The sequence below is a fragment of the Kitasatospora sp. NPDC034035 genome (genome assembly GCF_055575755.1).
The window spans coordinates 198,370-213,222 of sequence record NZ_JBVISA010000011.1 but is presented as its reverse complement, the minus strand read 5'-3'; the positions used below and the strand labels follow the sequence as shown (position 1 = coordinate 213,222).

Here is a 14,853-nt window from a genome sequence, read left to right as displayed (position 1 = left end):
GTAACGTCACCTCTCTCGTACCACCACGAATTCGGCGAGTGCGACGAAGTGCTCGCGCACCTCGTCGGACATGGGCACCTCGTCCAGGGCGGAGAGGGCAGTCGTGTGCTGGCGGCGGGCCTCCTCCTGGGTCCAGGCGCGGCCGCCGGCCTCCTCGATCAGCGCGGCCCGGGCGGCGAGCTCGGGCTCGCTCTCCTCTCCCCGCCCCTTCGGGTCGGCCAGCTGCCCGGCGAGCCGGCGCGAGGCCGGGCCGCCCTCGGCCAGGGCTGCGGCGACCGGCAGGGACTTCTTGCGCTGGCGCAGGTCTCCCCAGTGCGGCTTGCCGGTGACCTCGGTGGCGCCCCAGATGCCGAGCAGGTCGTCCACCGCCTGGAAGGCCAGGCCCAGGTGGTGGCCGTAGCGCTGGAGGGAGTCGGAGACCTTGTCGTCGGCCCCGGCCAGGACCGCGCCGATCGCCGAGGCGGCGGCCAGCAGGGCCGCGGTCTTTCCGCCCTCCATCTCCAGGCACTCCGCGACGGTCACGCTGTCGCGCTGTTCGAAGGCGACGTCCATGGCCTGGCCGTCGATCAGCCGGCGGGTCGCCGTGGTGAGCAGCCGGACGGCGCGCGCGGCGTCGGTGGGACTCGCGCCGCCGGTCACCGCGGCGTCGAGCAGCACCTCCGTGCCGAGCGTCGCCAGGGCGTCGCCGACCAGGATCGCCTGGGCCGGCCCGAAGACCGTCCAGGCGGTGGCCCGGTGCCGCCGGGTCTCGTCACCGTCCATCAGATCATCATGGAGCAGGGAGAAGTTGTGCACCAGTTCAACGGCCACCCCACCGGGCACCCCCACCTCGGCCGCCGCACCGGTGGCCTGGGCGGACAGCAGTGCCAGCGCCGGGCGTACGGCCTTGCCGCCGTCCCCCGAGACCGGCGTGCCGTCCCGGTCGATCCAGCCGAAGTGGTAGGCCCCGACGGTGTCCATCGGTGCGGCCAAACGGGCGACGGCGGCCCGTAGCGGCGGGGTGCAGAGCGTACGGCTGCGGGCGAGCAGCTCCGGCACCGAGACCGGTTCGGCGTGCGCCGTACCTCCGACGGCGAAGCCGGTGCGTGACTCCACGTGCGTTCCCTCTCCCTGGTGGTGCCGGACCGCACGGGGCGGCCGGGTGCTGTCGGTGCGGCTGGTGTCGATTCGGGTGGTGCCGGTGCCAAGGGCGTCGGTCCGGCCGGTCCCGCTGATTCCGCCGACGCGCTCGACGGTACGCCCGTCGGCTCTCGCGGGCTCTCCGGCGGCGGGGCCCGCCGTCACCTGGGCCACCTCCCGTCGCCGCGGTCCACCGGCACCCGGGCGCCGGTCGCGGCGAGCGCGGCGTCGGCGGCGGCGTGGCCGCTGCGCACGGCGCCCTCCATGGTCGCGGGCCAGCCGGTGGCCGTCCACGAGCCGGCCAGCAGCAGGCCGGGAACCTCGGTGCGGGCCGACGGGCGCAGTGCCCCGCGGCCCGGGGCCGGGTCGAAGGTCGCGGTGCGCTCGCGGGTGACGAAGAAGTCGAGCACCTCGGCCCCGGCCGCGGCCGGCAGCAGCCGTTCCAGCTCGGGCAGGTAGCGGCGGCGCAGCTCGGCGACCGGCAGGTCGATCTCGTCCTGCGCGGCGGACTGCGAGAGCGCCAGGTACTGGGCGCCCGGGTGGGCCCGGCCCAGCTCGGTGGCGGCCAGGCCGGAGTGCGCGGTGCGGTCGAAGACCCACTGGACCGGGGAGCCGAGGGCGGCGAAGAACGGCCGACGCAGCAGCTTGCGGTCGTAGATCACGTGCACGTTGAGGATCGGCGCGGTGCCGAACCCGGCCAGCCGTTCCTGCTCCGGGATGGCGTTCGGCGGCAGTAGGGCGGCCGCGCTGTCCTGGGCGCCGGCCAGCACGACGGTGTCGGCGGTGAGCAGTTCCCCGCCCTCCAGGAGGACGGCGTGCTGCGGCGCGGCCGGCTTGAGTTCCGCCACCCGGGTGCGCAGCAGCACCTTCACACCGGCGTGTTCCAGCTCGGCGAGCGCCCGGTCGTGGTGGATCGCGCCGAGCGGGGCGGCGGCGATGCCGATGTCGGCGGCGCCCGGGTCGGAGAGCAGGCCGGTCTGGAACACCTTCGCCGCGAGCGCCATCGACACCTGGTCGGCCCGCCCGTTCAGGGTGGCGACGCCGACCAGGTCCCACAGGGCGGCCTGGGTGGCGGCGTTCTGCCCGTTGCGGCGCAGCCACTCGCCGAAGGAGATCCGGTCCAGCGCCGGGTCGTCGAGGTCCAGGCCCTTCAGGGCGAGCGCGCCGCGGACCACCCGGGCGCGGTCGACCGGGGACAGGTGCGGGTAGCGGGCGAGGCTGGCGGCCAGGTGCAGGGGGACGGGCAGGCCGGCCCGCTGCAGCCGGCCGAGGGTGCGCACCGGTGCGGCGTCGGGGCCGGTGACGGAGAGCACCGGGACGTCGAGGCGGTCCTGCAGGTGGACCAGGCGGGTGGCGCCGAGCCGCTCCAGCAGGCCGCGGTAGGCGGTGCAGCAGCGCAGGTAGACGTGCTGGCCGTTGTCGACGGTCAGCTCGCCGCGTCGGAAGGAGAACGCCAGGCCGCCGAGCCGGGGCCGCCCCTCGGCGAGGGTGACCCGGTGGCCCGCCTCGGCCAGGCGCAGGGCGGCGGTGATTCCGGCCAGGCCGCCGCCGACCACGACGGCGGCCGGGCGCGCGGCATCGGCTCGCCCGGTCATCGGCCCTCCCCCTCGCAGTCGCTGGACCGCCGGCAGGCGGTCGCTGAAGCCGGTCCTCGTTCGGTCAACACGGAACTGCCCGCACGTGATTCCCCGCTGACACAGCGTGACAGAACTGTCGCGAGAATCAAGAACGCCCCCCGGCGAGCCCGGAAAGCGCCACGTACGCCTTCTCCCAGCCCGGCAGCGAGACCCGGCCGCGCAGGACCGACTCGGGGTCGGCGGCGATCCGGCCGAGCAGCCGGTGGTAGATCCCGGCCATCGCGGCGGTGCAGGCGCGGCTGCGGCGGTCGAGCATCGGCAGCAGCCGCAGGCCCTCCTCGAAGGCGGCCTGGGCGCGGGCGGCCTCGAAGGCCACCAGGCCGGTGAAGTCCGCGCCGACCGGCGGCTTGGGCAGCGCGAAGCCCTGCTCGCAGCCGAACCGGACGAGGTCCTCGGTGGGCAGGTAGGTGCGGCCGTTCAGGGCGTCCTCGCGCAGGTCGCGCAGGATGTTGGTGAGCTGCAGCGCCAGGCCCAGGGTGTCCGCGTACCGCGCCCCGAGCTCGGGGTCGTCGCAGCCGTAGACGCCCAGGGAGAGCCGGCCGATCGCGCCGGCCACGCAGCGGCAGTAGACCTTCAGCTCCTCGTACGTCTGGTACTCGGCGCCCTTGAGGTCCATCTCGACGCCGTCGATCAGTTCGTCGAAGCCGCCGAGCGGGATCGGGAAGCGCCGGGCCGTGTCGGCCAGGGCGACCTTGATCGGGTCGGTGTCGTCCTCCGCGACCACTCCGGAGCGGACCTCGTCCACCAGTTCCCGGGTGCGCAGCAGCGCCTCGGCCTTGCGGTCGGCCGGGAGGTCGCCGTCGCCGATGTCGTCCACCCGGCGGGCCAGGGCGTACAGGGCCGACATGGCCAGCCGCTTGGGTTCGGGCAGCAGGCGGATGCCGTAGCTGAAGTTGCGCGCCTGCAGCCCGGTGACTGCCTCGCAGTACCGGTATGCCGCCATGACCTGGGCCGACGCCAGTGGTGATGCCGCCACTCGGGCGTTCACCTTCCCTTCGCGAAGATGGCCGCCGCCTTCGCTGCGAGGCGGCGCTTGTCCGGCTTCGCCTGCCGGGCGAGCACGTCGTACCCGGCGTCCTCGACGGCAGCCAGGGCCGCGTACCCGCCGGCGGTGAATCCCGCCAGGAGCAGTCGAAGCCTCCCCCGAACCGTACCTACCAATGGTGCGCCGCGATCGAGCAGGGTGCGGGCCCGTTCCGCTTCGAAGGCGATCAGCTCCCGCACAGCGCCGTCGGCGGAGGGGGCGGCGAGGTCGGCCTCGGTCACTCCGAAGCGCTCCAGGTCCTCGGTGGGGAGGTAGATCCGGCCGTGGCGCAGGTCCTCGGCGACGTCCTGCAGGTGCTCGACCACCTGGAGGCCACTGCAGATGGCGTCGGAGAGCTCGATCCGCTCGGGCGTGGAGACGCCCGCGATGGCCAGGACGAGGCGGCCGATCGGGTCGGCGGAGAGCGTGCAGTAGCCGATCAGGTCGTCGTACGTGGCGTAGCGGGCGGTGGACTGGTCCACCCGGTTGGCCTCGATCAGACGGCGGAACGGCTCGGGCGTCAGGCCGTGCCGGTCGACCAGCGGAACCAGGGCCCGCATCAGCGGGTGGCGCGGGCGGTCGGCGCCGGATCCGGCGGAGCCGCCCGGGTGCAGCGCGGTCTCGAAGACCCGGTCGAGGTCGTGCTCCAGCCCGTCGAGCAGCGCGAGCCGGAAGGCGACCTCCTGCGGAGTCGGCGGGCCGGACTGGTCCGAAGGGGTGGCCGGGGGCGCCTGCTCGACGCCGAGCAGCCGGGCGGTGGCGGCCGGGTCGGCCAGGTCGCCGTCGCCGGAGTCGTCGACGAGGCGGGCGAAGCCGTACACCGCCATCAGGTCGTCGCGCCAGGCGGCGGGCAGGAAGAACGGGGCGACCGGGAAGTTCTCCGCACCCGCCTTGTCCAGGGTCTGACCCGCGGAACGGTTCACCGGCGTATCACTGGGCTGGGCCGAAGCCGACACTGCTGTCACTCCCCCGTTCTACACCGCTGGGTACGACCGGTCCGACTCGGACACGCGTCCGAGCGCGGGCGTCACGTCCGGCACACCGCCCCCGCGCCCACCAGCCTGACACCCCGGGGCGCGCCGGTGAAGACCGCCCCGCCCGCCCGGCGGGGTGCTCACCCCTGCGGGGGCGGCCACCTGGGGTAACGGCGGGGGCACGCCGAAGGGCCGGTCCCGGATGTCCCGGAACCGGCCCTGGAGGCGGGGGTGCTACGGGCGCTCGCCGCGCTCGTAGCGGCCGACGACCTCGTCGGTCGGCCCGTCCATGACGAGCTCGCCGGCCTCGATCCAGATGGTCCGCTCGCAGACCTCGCGGATCGAGTTGTTGTCGTGGCTGACGAGGAAGACCGTACCGGCGGACCCGCGCAGCTCGTCGATGCGCCGCTTGCTGCGCTGCTGGAAGGCCTGGTCACCGGTGGCCAGGGCCTCGTCGATCAGCAGCACGTCGTGGGTCTTCGCGGCGGCGATCGAGAAGCGCAGGCGGGCACCCATGCCGGAGGAGTAGGTGCGCATCGGCAGGGAGATGAAGTCGCCCTTGTCGTTGATGCCGGAGAACTCGACGATGTCCTGGTAGCGCTCCCGCACGTCGGCCGGGGACATCCCCATCGCCAGGCAGCCCAGGACGACGTTGCGCTCGCCGCTGAGCTCGTTCATCAGCGCGGCGTTGACGCCCAGCAGCGAGGGCTGGCCGTTGGTGTAGATGCCGCCCTTCTCCGTCGGCAGCAGGCCCGCGATGGCGGAGAGCATGGTCGACTTGCCGGAGCCGTTGGAGCCGATCAGGCCGATCGCCTCGCCCTTGTACGCGGTGAAGCTGATGCCCTTCACCGCGTGCACCTCGCGCACGCCGGCCCCGCGCTTGCGGCTGAGGATGCGGCTCAGCGCCGAGGTGGCACTGCCCTTGCCGGAGCCGGCGCCGTGCACCCGGTAGACGATGTGCACGTCGTCGACGACGACGGTGGGCTCGCGGGCCACGTCCGTGTCCCGGACGAAGTCGTTCTTGTTCAGGTCGACGTCAGCCACGGCCGTACTCCTCCTCGGCCTTCCAGAAGAAGACGTATCCGATGACGAACAGCCCGACGCCCCAGGCGAGCCCGTACACCCACTGGTGCGGCGGCAGGGACTGGTACACGGACTGGTGCTTGTTGTAGATGACCGGCGCGAAGGCGTGCCGCAGCAGGTCCATGTAGACCGAGGCCGGGTTCACGTTGCAGATCACCTGGATGTAGTGCGGCCACTTGTGGACCCGGTCCTGGATGCTGAACATCACGCCGGACAGGAACATCCAGGCCCGCATCACGAACGGGATCAGCTGGGAGATGTCACTGGTCTTGGCGCCGATCCGGGCCATGATCAGGGAGATGCCGGTGTTGAACATCGTCTGCAGGATCAGCGCCGGGATGATCAGCAGCCAGGTCCTGCCCGGGGCGATGCCGCTGGCCAGGACGGTCACGACCAGCACGACCATCGAGATCATCAGCTGCTGGAGCTGGATCACGGTGAAGGCGATCGGCAGGCTGGCGCGGGGGAAGTGCAGGGCCCGGATCAGGCCGAGGTTGTCGGAGATCGCCCGGGTGCCGGACTGCACTGCGTTCTGGGTGAACTGGAACACGAAGACGCCGATGCAGAGCCAGGCGATGTACGTGTCCGGCGGGAAGCCGTCCTTGCTCGACAGGATCACGCCGAAGACCAGGTAGAAGACCGCGCAGTTGAGCAGCGGGGTCACGACCTGCCACAGCTGGCCGAGCTTGGCGTCGGTGTACTGGGCCACCAGTCGGGCGGTGGCGAAGGCCCAGATGAAGTGGCGCCGGGCCCAGAGCTGCTTGGTGTAGGCGAACAGACCCGGCCGGGCGCCGCTCACCGACAGACCGTACTTGTCCGCAAGCTGCTTCGCGGTCAGGCCCGCGTCCACCCCCCTGGGGGTCGAGAGGCTGACGGGTTCACTCACTGTCGACACATTCGTCCTTCACGCGGGATCGGTCGGGGCGGCCGGTCGACGGGGGGTCCGCCGGCCGTGCGCCGATGGGGATCCACTGGGATCTCGGGGGAGCCGGCCGGTGTGTGGTCACCGGCCGCAGCAATCGATCATTTGATCAGATCAGATGATCGGAGGTCGGCCCAGCCTGGTCAGTTGCCAAACGGTACGCCATCGCATGGGCCGTCGCGGACCGCAGGATTCGCGCCAGCCCGCCCGGAATCCGCCCCACCAGGCCTTCAGCGCCTCGGGGGAAGGGCGGCGGGCCAGGGTGAGCAGAAGCCAGGTTCCCAGATAGAGAGGCACCAACAGGGCCGGAAGGTTCCGCCTCGCGAGCCAAACCCGGTTGCGGGCCACGTTGTGGAAGTAGGTGGCGTGCCGGGCCGGGGAGGTCGTGGGGTGGTGCAGCACCACGTCCGCCCGATAGTCGATGCCCCAGCCCGCGTCCACCGCGCGCCACGCGAGGTCGGTCTCCTCGTGGGCGTAGAAGAACTCGGCGGGCAGCTGGCCGGCCTCCTCGAACACCTTGCAGCGCACGGCGCTCGCGCCGCCCAGGAAGGTGGTCACCCGGGACGAGCGCAGCGGGTCGCTGGCACGCAGCCGGGGGACGTGCCGGCGCTGGGTGACACCGGTGTCCGGGTCGGCGATCCGGAAGGACACGATGCCCAGCTCCGGGTCGGCGGTGAAGGCCTCGCGCAGCAGACGGGCGGAGTCGGTGCGCGGCAGGCAGCCGTCGTCGTCCAGGAACAGGACGGCGTCCACGTCCGCGCCGTCCCGGCCGAACAGCTCGATGCCGACGTTGCGGCCGCCCGGGATGCCGAGGTTCTCCGGCAGCTCGACGGTGCGCACGCCCTCCGGCAGCGGGGGCAGCGGGGCGCCGTTGACGACCACGGCCAGCTCGACCGCGGGGCCCTCCTGGGCGCGGACGGACTCGATCAGGGCGTTGAGCTCGGCGGGCCGGTTGCCCATGGTGATGATCACGGCGCCGAGGCGGAAGCTCTCCGCGTTGGTCACGGCGTTCATGCACCCACCTCGCCGCGCTCGGCAGGGGCATGCGCCCACGCGCACCTGTCGATCATTCGCTCGCTCCGCTCGCTCATCGCAGCCTGCTCGAGAGGACGATGCTCAGCAGGTGCAGCACGGTCTGCAGCATGGCGATCGCCGCCAGGACGACCACCGCGAGCCGGGTGAAGAAGAGCCCGCCGTGCACGGTGTCGGCGATCCCGGCGGCCAGGATGAACAGCGAGGCCTCGACCGCGCCGACCAGGCGGTGGAACTTCAGGAGCGAGGCCGCCCGGCGGGCCTTGGCGACGGTGGCCGAGCGCGGCACCGAGGCGCTGTCCTCGACGGCCGTCAGACCGGTGCGGGCCCGGGCCACGTCCACCAGGTCCGTCTCGGACTTGATCAGGATCGCGCCGAGCGCGGCCAGCGTGCCGAGGAAGGCCCACTCCCAGTGCGAGCCGCCGCCCTCGCGGTGCAGCAGGTCGGTGGCGCGCAGGCCGAGGCCGGTCAGCAGGGCCGCCTCGGACATGTAGTGGCCGACCCGGTCCAGGTAGACGCCGGTGAGCGAGGTCTGCCGACGCCAGCGGGCCACCTCGCCGTCCACGCAGTCCAGCAGCAGGTAGACCTGGATCAGCAGGGCACCCAGGACCGCGCCCGCGATGCCCGGCACGACCAGCGCGGCGCCGGCCAGGATGCCGGTGCACATCATCAGGTACGTCAGGCCGTTGGGCGTGATCGCCGTCACGGTGGAGAGCACACGGGTGATCCGCAGCGAGATCCTCCGCATGTACAGACGCCCGGCCCAGTGCTCGGCGCTGCGGCGCTGGAGCATGCCCTCCGGGTGGATCACCGCGCGCAGCTCCTCGATCGAGGGCCGGCGGGTCAGGTCCACCGGGGGCCGTTCGGCGCCCGCGGTGGAGGGGTCAGCTGTTGAGGGCTTGGACATAGTCGGCGTACGCGTCCCTGATAGCGGAAGGGGAGAGGTCGAGGTGCTCAAGGATGGTGAAGCGTCCCGGGCGGGTGTTCGGAGCGTAGTGCACCGCTTCGGTGAACTCCGCTTCGGTGAAGCCGATCTGAGCGGCGGTCACCGGCAGCCCGTGGCTCGCCAGGCGCTCCACGATCAGACCGGTCAGCTCGCGCTCGCCCCGCAGGAAGCTGGCGAACGCGGCACCGAGGCCGACCTGTTCGCCGTGCTGGGCGGACCGCTTGGGATACAGCACGTCCAGGGCATGCGAGATCTCGTGGCAGGCGCCTGACGAAGGCCGGGTGCTGCCAGCGATGTTCATCGCGATGCCGGACAGTACCAGGGCTTCCGCGAGGGCTGTCAGGAGGTCCTGATCCTGAGTGTTTCCTGGGTGCCGCAGCAGGTTCTCGCCCGCCGAGCGGGCCATCGCGACGGCCAGCCCGTCCACCGGCTCGCCGGTGACCGCGTGCGACAACTCCCAGTCCGCGCAGGCCGAGATGTTGGAGACGACGTCGCCGATGCCGGCCGCGACGAAGCGCTGCGGGGCCTCCCGGATCACGTCCAGGTCGACGATGATGCCGATCGGGCTGGGCACCCCGTAGGAGCCCCGGCCGGCGTCGTTGTCGAGGGTGGAGACCGGCGAGCAGATGCCGTCGTGGGCCAGGTTGGTGGCGACCGCGACCAACGGCAGGCCGACCCGGGCGGCGGCGTACTTGGCGGCGTCGATGATCTTGCCGCCGCCGAGGCCGACGATCGCGTCGTAGTGCCCGCCGCGCATCGCCTCGGCCAGGCGCACCGCGCTGTCCAGGCTGCCGTCGTCCACGTTGTACCAGTCGGCGCCCGGCAGGGCCGGCTCCAGGCGACGGCGCATGGCCGCGCCGGAGCCGTTGCTGATCGCCACCGCGATCCGGCCCGAGGCCGACAGCCGCTGGTCCGCGAGGATCCCGCCGAGCGCGTCCAGCGCGCCCGAGCGGATCTCCACGAACAGCGGCGACGGGACCAGTCGGGTCAGTACTGGCACGCGATCTCCCGCGCCTTCGCCAGGTCGTCGTGGTTGTCGACCTCGACCCAGGAGACCTCGCCGATCGGCTGCACGTCGATCCGCAGGCCGCGGTCGACCATCTCCTGGTAGCCGTCCTCGTAGTACAGCTGCGGGTCGCGCTCGTAGGTGACGCGCAGCGCGTCGGTCAGGTCGGCGGCGGCGGACGGGTTGATCACCGTGACGCCGATGTACTCGCCGCTCGCCTCGGCCGGGTCCATCAGCTTGGTGATGCGGCGCATACCGGCGGCCGGGTCGACGACGACCTTCATCTCCTCGTCGGCGAGCTTCTTCACCGTGTCGAGGGCGAGCAGGATGCCGGGGGCGGTGCCGCCGTCGAGGAGACGCTGGTTACCCTCCAGCATGGTGCGCTGGACGGAGGCCGGGTGGACGGTGTCGCCGTTGGCCAGCAGCAGACCCTCGCCGAACAGGTCGCGGGCGCACCAGAGCGAGTACGCGTTGTTCCACTCCTCGGCCTTGTCGTTCTCGACCAGGTGGAGCTTGACGCCGTACTTGCTCTCCAGGGCGTCCTTGCGGTCGTACACCGCCTCCTTGCGGTAGCCGACGACGATCGCGGCCTCGCGCAGTCCGACCTCGGCGAAGTTGCCGAGGGTGAGGTCCAGGACGGTCCGCTCCCCGTCGACCGGCACCAGCGCCTTGGGCAGGGTGTCGGTGTACGGGCGCAGCCGGCGGCCGGCGCCGGCTGCCAGAACGAGGCCGATCATGCGGGGTCTCCTGATCCGTCGTGCTGTGCGCGCGGGCCGTGCCGAGGGGCGGCGGCGCTGCTTCGCCGGACGGGGTGCGACCGGGCCGGGCAGCGGCGCGCCGGTGCCGGCACAGATCCGGGCACCGTGTCGTATGTGATGGTAGGCGACTTGGACGACCGGCCCGAACGCGCCCGGAGACGGGACGGTGACGGAGGGGTGACCAGGCGGTGGCGGCGGCGTTCGTGCGGGCGGTCGTGCGCGGGTGTCCGCGTACGGGTCTCGCGTGCGGGTCGCGTACGGGTCACGTGCGGGTTTCGCGTACGGGTGGGGCGGGTGTCCGCGCCGGGCCGCTTCCGGAGTCCTCCGGAGTGCTCCGGACCGCGCCGGGCCGCGCCAGGCCGGTCGAACGACCACCGAACGTGCGTCGAACGATTCTGCGACGATCGTGACTCTTACGAGGGCTTCTCCGACCCCTCTCTGCCCGGATTCCGACTCCACCGTGTCATGATCCGCCCGGTTGTGCGTGGGACCCCTACCCGGCGCCACCCATACGGCAGACTGGAGCCCGACGCCGGCGCCGGTGCCCCCGCTGTGTCCACCGCGCCACCCGGTGCGCCGGACGCACCCGATGCTCCCGTTGCTCCCGCTCCCGGAAAGAGGCCCCATGCCCCAGAGTCTGCCGACCGACCCGACCCACTTCGCCGCCGACATCGACACCGGTCTCGACGTGGAGACCGACGTGTCGGCCGACCCGCGGACCGCCTCGGCGGCCGGCACCGAGATCCTGCTGGAACTGGTCGACGACGAGGGCGTCACGATCGGCACCGCCGAGAAGCTCTGGGCCCACCAGCAGCCGGGCCGGCTGCACCGCGCCTTCTCGGTGTTCCTCTTCGACCGCCAGGGCCGCCTGCTGCTCCAGCGCCGGGCCCTCGGCAAGTACCACTCCCCCGGCGTCTGGTCGAACACCTGCTGTGGCCACCCCTACCCGGACGAACCGCCCTTCGTCGCCGCCGCCCGGCGCACCGCGGAGGAGCTGGGCGTCGCCCCGGCGCTGCTCTGCGAGGCCGGCACCGTCCGCTACGACCTGCCGGACGAGGCGTCCGGGCTGATCGAGCGGGAGTGGAACCACCTCTTCGTGGGACTGGTCACCGCCGCGGTCGAGCCGAACCCGGACGAGGTCGACGACTTCGCCTTCGTGACCGCGCAGGAGCTGCGGGAGCTGCGGGCCGAGCGGCCGTTCTCGGTCTGGTTCGAGACGGTCTTCGAGGCGGCGCTGCCGGGGATCCGGGAGATCGCCGGGCGGGACTGGTAGGCGGTCGGTCCCGGTGCGGGGCCGGCGGCCGGTCCGGGTGCGTCGCTCGTCTACGGCGGACCGGTCAGCGCTCGGGCTCCGGGGGGACGGGCAGTGAGGCCCAGATGACCTTTCCGCCCTCCCCGGTCCGCTCGACGTCGCACACCCCGCCGGCCTGCAACGTGACGCTCTTCACCAGCAGCAGGCCGCGCCCGCCGGTACGTCCGGTGTCGTTCTCCAGCGCCTTGGGCCGGTACGGGTCGCCGTCCTCGACCGACACCCGCACCCAGCCCCCGCGCACCGACAGCTCGGTGATCACCTCGGGCGAGAGCTCGGCCGCGTGTGTCACCGCGTTGCTCACCAGCTCCGAGACGATCAGCAGCAGGTCGTCCACCAGCTCCTGGTAGCGCACCCCGGCCATGCCCTGGGCCAGCAGGCGGTCGCGCACCGCGTGCCTGGTGAGCGGCACCGAAGCCTCGGCGGCGGGCACCGGGAAGCGCCACAGGCCCTCGGCGGGGCCGTTCCCCGGACTGCCGCGTCTCGGTTCGGCCTCCGCCGTCCCGCTGATCTGCTCCACGTCCAGCCGCCCTTCGTCCGCGACCCGGGAATCAGGCGATCCGCTCATGGCGCCCTCGGTCCACAGAGGCTAGGAGAGCGGTCCCGGCGACTGTGGCACCGTCGACAACTTGCCCGTGTCGGATCGCTTCCGACCGGAACCGATCGCTGGCGCTACCGGAGTCGACCGGTTCCTTCGCGGTCGCCATCGCTTCGGGCGGGGTTCGAGCGTGTTCGCCAGCTGTACCAACCTGTGCGGCGGGCCTCCCGGGGCACCCCGGGGCCTCCGGGCAGGTCTCCGGGCCCCTCGGCGCCCCTCGAGGTCCGGACCCGAGGAAGCGCAGGTGAGAAGCACTCCAGAACCCTGGTAATGTTCTCTCTGTCGCCGAGGGGGCGAGAGAAAAACCTCCGAAGCACACACCCTGTCCGGGTGGCGGAATGGCAGACGCGCTAGCTTGAGGTGCTAGTGCCCTTTATCGGGCGTGGGGGTTCAAGTCCCCCCTCGGACACAGCTGAATTCCCCGTGGGATCCGAAAGGAACCCGCGGGGAATTTTCTTTTTCCCGCCCGAGTTCCCGTCCGACTTTCGGCCGCTCCCCGACCGCAGCCTCCCGTGGCGGTGTGGCGCCGGCCTCTCCGCAGGTGCTCGCCGGTCCGGAAACCGGACACGAGATGGCAACGATCGAACGGTTTGAGCTTCCTCTGAGGTATTCGCCCGTTTTTGGACCATAAGCTGCTGTGCGTTTGTCCGGAATACGGACTCAAAACCGCAAAAACACCGACACCACCCCATGAACCCCGAGCGAAAGGACCGATACGTTGAGTGAGCCCGAATCCTCGACGGCATCACACCAGAACTACCGCCGATCGCTCGGCACCATCAGCCTGACCGCGGTCGGGCTGGGGTCGATCATCGGATCCGGGTGGTTGTTCGGTGCCGAGCGGGCCGCCAGGCTCGCCGGGCCGGCCTCGATCCTCGCCTGGGTGATCGGCGCCGCGGTGGCGCTGACCATCGCCCTCACCTACAGCGAGCTGGGCTCGATGTTCCCCAAGGCCGGCGGCATGGTCCGGTACGGCCAGTACTCGCACGGCTCGCTGGCCGGGTACCTGGCCGCCTGGGCCAACTGGATCGCCATCGTCTCGGTCATCCCGGGCGAGGCCACCGCCTCCGTCCAGTACATGAGCTCCTGGCACTTCGGCTGGGCGAAGGGGCTCTTCGACGGCCAGGAACTGACCCTCAGCGGTGTGGCCCTGGCCAGCGTGCTGCTGGTCGTCTACTTCATCCTGAACTGGTTCGCGATCACGCTGTTCGCCAAGACCAACACGGCGATCACCGTCTTCAAGGTCATCGTGCCGACGCTGACCGCCGGCGCGCTGCTCCTCGCGCACTTCGACACCGCGCACTTCACCGACCACGGCGGCTTCGCGCCGAACGGCTGGAGCGCGGTGTTCACCGCCGTCGCGGTCTCCGGCATCGTCTGGGCCTTCAACGGCTTCCAGTCGCCGCTCAACCTGGCCGGCGAGGCCCGCAACCCCGGCAAGTCGCTGCCGAAGGCCGTCATCGGCTCGATCCTGATCGCCCTGGTGATCTACGTCGCGCTGCAGATCGCCTTCCTCGGCGCCATCCCGAGCGGCGACCTCTCCAAGGGCTGGAGCGGCCTCGGCTACACCTCGCCGCTGGCCGACCTCGCGATCGCCTGGGGCATCAACTGGCTCGCGATCCTGCTCTACGCGGACGCCTTCATCTCGCCGTCCGGTACCGGCATGATCTACGCCGCCACCACCTCGCGCATGATCCACGGTGTGCAGGAGAACGGCCACCTGCCGAAGATCTTCGGCAAGGTCGACGCCAAGACCGGCATCCCGCGCCCGGCGCTGCTGCTCAACCTGGTGGTCGCCTTCCTGTTCCTCGCGGTCTTCCGCGGCTGGGGCTCGCTGGCCGAGATCGTCTCGGTGGCCACCGTGATCTCGTACATCACCGGCCCGGTCGCCGTGATGGCTCTGCGCCGCCTCGCCCCCGACCTGCCGCGCCCCGTCCGGCTGCGCGCCATGCCGGTCATCGCCCCGGTCGCGATGGTCTTCGGCTCGCTGGTGCTGTACTGGGCCCGCTGGCCGCTCACCGGCAAGGTCATCCTGCTGATGGCCGCCGGTCTGCCGATCTGGGCCTGGTACGAGCTGCGCAAGCCGTTCGCCGAGCTGAAGCCGCACCTCGCGGCGGGCGCCTGGATGGTCGCCTACCTGTTCGTGATGGCCGGTGTCTCGTGGGCCGGCAGCAGCGACTTCGGCGGGCACGGCTACCTGCCGGAGGGCTGGGACCTGCTGATCGTGGCCGCGATCGGGCTCGCCTTCTACTACTGGGGCGTCGCCAGCGCCTGGGCCAACCCCTCGCTGGCCGCGGTCCGGCAGGAGATGGCGGAGGCGGAGCTCGCCGAGGACGCTTCGGCTCCCGCCGAGGCGGGCGAGCCTTCGCGGGTCTGAGCCGCTGAGTCTCCGAATCGGGTGACATGTCGAAGGGCCGGTCGGGTACCGGCCCTTCGGCGTTCCCG

The 14,853-nt window shown here is 71.9% G+C and carries 13 protein-coding genes and 1 tRNA gene; 3 read left to right on the top strand and 11 right to left on the bottom strand.

Translation table 11 applies throughout. The annotated features are described in order from the left end of the window. Nucleotides 1–6 precede the first annotated feature (6 nt). The 10 genes from ACZ52J_RS18200 to ACZ52J_RS18155 form a co-directional block, all read right to left on the bottom strand. Nucleotides 7–1,095: a polyprenyl synthetase family protein gene (locus tag ACZ52J_RS18200; RefSeq protein ID WP_396287639.1), complete on the bottom strand. Its 1,089-nt coding sequence runs from the start codon at nucleotides 1,093–1,095 to the stop codon at nucleotides 7–9. Nucleotides 1,096–1,280: 185 nt separating this feature from the next. Then, the gene (gene hpnE / locus ACZ52J_RS18195; RefSeq protein WP_465619940.1) at nucleotides 1,281–2,714 is read right to left on the bottom strand and encodes a hydroxysqualene dehydroxylase HpnE; all 1,434 of its coding nucleotides are present in this window, start codon (nucleotides 2,712–2,714) and stop codon (nucleotides 1,281–1,283) included. Between the two features lie 127 nt (nucleotides 2,715–2,841). Beyond that, a complete protein-coding gene (hpnD, locus tag ACZ52J_RS18190; RefSeq protein ID WP_360490667.1) occupies nucleotides 2,842–3,699 on the bottom strand; it encodes a presqualene diphosphate synthase HpnD in 858 nt (285 codons plus the stop codon). 41 nt (nucleotides 3,700–3,740) lie between these two features. Further along, entirely contained in the window at nucleotides 3,741–4,745 is a 1,005-nt protein-coding gene (gene hpnC, locus ACZ52J_RS18185) for a squalene synthase HpnC (RefSeq protein WP_396287640.1), read from the bottom strand. Nucleotides 4,746–4,988: 243 nt separating this feature from the next. Further along, the gene (locus tag ACZ52J_RS18180; protein WP_360489768.1) at nucleotides 4,989–5,798 is read right to left on the bottom strand and encodes an ABC transporter ATP-binding protein; all 810 of its coding nucleotides are present in this window, start codon (nucleotides 5,796–5,798) and stop codon (nucleotides 4,989–4,991) included. After that, nucleotides 5,791–6,732, bottom strand: a complete 942-nt coding sequence (locus tag ACZ52J_RS18175) for an ABC transporter permease (RefSeq protein WP_360489770.1) — start codon at nucleotides 6,730–6,732, stop codon at nucleotides 5,791–5,793. The genes ACZ52J_RS18180 and ACZ52J_RS18175 overlap by 8 nt, the downstream gene beginning before the upstream one ends. Before the next feature lie 141 nt (nucleotides 6,733–6,873). After that, nucleotides 6,874–7,773 carry a glycosyltransferase family 2 protein gene (locus ACZ52J_RS18170; protein ID WP_360489772.1) on the bottom strand — a complete coding sequence of 300 codons (900 nt, stop codon included), beginning with the start codon at nucleotides 7,771–7,773 and terminating at the stop codon, nucleotides 6,874–6,876. 73 nt (nucleotides 7,774–7,846) lie between these two features. Further along, on the bottom strand, nucleotides 7,847–8,584 hold the full coding sequence (locus tag ACZ52J_RS18165) for a CDP-alcohol phosphatidyltransferase family protein (protein ID WP_465620014.1): 738 nt from the start codon (nucleotides 8,582–8,584) through the stop codon (nucleotides 7,847–7,849). Between the two features lie 91 nt (nucleotides 8,585–8,675). Then, entirely contained in the window at nucleotides 8,676–9,737 is a 1,062-nt protein-coding gene (locus ACZ52J_RS18160) for an iron-containing alcohol dehydrogenase family protein (protein WP_360489774.1), read from the bottom strand. After that, nucleotides 9,725–10,480, bottom strand: a complete 756-nt coding sequence (locus tag ACZ52J_RS18155; protein WP_465619937.1) for a phosphocholine cytidylyltransferase family protein — start codon at nucleotides 10,478–10,480, stop codon at nucleotides 9,725–9,727. Before ACZ52J_RS18155 ends, ACZ52J_RS18160 begins: the two co-directional genes overlap by 13 nt. Nucleotides 10,481–11,126: 646 nt before the next feature. On the opposite strand from ACZ52J_RS18155, the gene idi reads away from it, so the two are divergent. Beyond that, entirely contained in the window at nucleotides 11,127–11,774 is a 648-nt protein-coding gene (gene idi, locus ACZ52J_RS18150; protein WP_360489778.1) for an isopentenyl-diphosphate Delta-isomerase, read from the top strand. Nucleotides 11,775–11,838: 64 nt separating this feature from the next. Here the strand turns inward: idi and ACZ52J_RS18145 are convergent, their stop codons facing one another. Next, nucleotides 11,839–12,378 carry an ATP-binding protein gene (locus ACZ52J_RS18145; RefSeq protein ID WP_360489780.1) on the bottom strand — a complete coding sequence of 180 codons (540 nt, stop codon included), beginning with the start codon at nucleotides 12,376–12,378 and terminating at the stop codon, nucleotides 11,839–11,841. Between the two features lie 354 nt (nucleotides 12,379–12,732). Between ACZ52J_RS18145 and ACZ52J_RS18140 the strand changes: the two genes are divergently transcribed. Both ACZ52J_RS18140 and ACZ52J_RS18135 read left to right on the top strand, forming a co-directional pair. After that, a tRNA-Leu gene (locus ACZ52J_RS18140) sits at nucleotides 12,733–12,817 on the top strand. Nucleotides 12,818–13,126: 309 nt separating this feature from the next. Then, complete coding sequence (locus ACZ52J_RS18135; RefSeq protein ID WP_360489782.1) at nucleotides 13,127–14,785, top strand: APC family permease; 1,659 nt, start codon at nucleotides 13,127–13,129, stop codon at nucleotides 14,783–14,785. Nucleotides 14,786–14,853: the final 68 nt, after the last annotated feature.